Origin of the sequence: Xanthobacter oligotrophicus, from assembly GCF_008364685.1 — a bacterium.
Lineage (GTDB): Bacteria > Pseudomonadota > Alphaproteobacteria > Rhizobiales > Xanthobacteraceae > Xanthobacter > Xanthobacter oligotrophicus.
The window spans coordinates 1-1201 of sequence record NZ_VTTL01000031.1; the positions used below are offsets into that span (position 1 = coordinate 1).

A 1201-nucleotide genomic window follows, 5' to 3' on the forward strand; every position below is an offset into this window, starting at 1 on the left:
GTTGACGTTGCCCCCTGAAGCGCCCTCAGTTTGAATTGGACTCCGTCGGAAGGAGACGGAGATGAAGAAGAGCCGGTTTAGCGAAGAGCAGATCATTGCGGTGCTGAAGGAGCATCAGGCCGGGGTCGCGGTTGCGGATCTCTGCCGCAAGCACGGGATCAGCGATGCGACCCTCTATAATTGGCGCAATCGCTATGGCGGGATGGAGGTATCGGACGCGCGTCGGCTGAAGGCTCTGGATGACGAGAACCGGAAGCTCAAGAAGCTGCTGGCGGAGTCGATGCTCGACGTCGCGACGTTGCGCGAGGCGCTTGGAAAAAACTTCTGAAGCCCGGATCGCGGAGAGCGTTCGTGACCTGGGCCATCGAAGAGAAGAGCTACTCGCAGCGTCGGGCGTGCAGCCTGATCGGGCTTGACCCGAAGACCTATCGCTATGCATCGCGCCGCTCCGACGACGTGATGATCCGGGAGCGCCTGAAGACCCTGGCGGGCCAACGGCGGCGGTTCGGCTACAGGCGCCTGCACATCCTGCTGCGGCGGGACGGCGTCGTGCTGAACCATAAGAAGCTGTTCCGGCTCTATCGTGAAGAGCGGCTGACGGTGCGACGGCGTGGCGGGCGAAAGCGCGCGCTCGGAACGCGGGCGCCGATTGCCATGCCACAGGGGCCGAACCAGCGCTGGAGCCTCGACTTCATCGCCGACCAGTTGGTCGACGGACGGCGCTTTCGTGTGCTGGTCGTGGTCGACGACTTCACCCGCGAATGCCTGACGCTTGTCGTCGACACCTCGCTCTCCGGCCAGCGGGTCGCCCGCGAACTCGATGCCCTCATCGACCTTCGCGGCCGGCCGCTCATAGTCGTCAGCGACAACGGCACCGAGCTGACATCGCGGGCAATCCTGCAATGGCAGGAGGATAGCCAGGTCGAGTGGCACTACATTGCGCCAGGCAAGCCGATGCAGAACGGGTTCGTCGAGAGCCTGAATGCTCGCTTCCGGGACGAATGTCTCAACGAGCACATGTTCCGTAACCTGCCGACCGCTCGCAGGCTGATCGAAGAATGGAGGATGGACTACAATGCCCACCGGCCGCACACGAGCCTTGGCGGCCTCACCCCAAACGAGTTTGCAACCCGGTCCAGGACGGACCATATCGAGAACAGAGTCCAGTTATGAACGAGGGCAAATAGGGGGCAACGTCAGG

General features: G+C 62.8%; 1 protein-coding gene. It reads left to right on the forward strand.

Going from position 1 to position 1201, the window contains the following annotated elements:
- The first annotated feature begins 61 nt into the window (after window positions 1-61).
- Window positions 62-1173 (forward strand): IS3 family transposase gene (locus FZ033_RS23895; RefSeq protein WP_149578556.1). Its coding sequence is split into 2 segments (ribosomal slippage): window positions 62-317 and window positions 317-1173, totalling 1113 coding nucleotides; the frame shifts between segments, so codons are not numbered across the junction.
- Window positions 1174-1201: the final 28 nt, after the last annotated feature.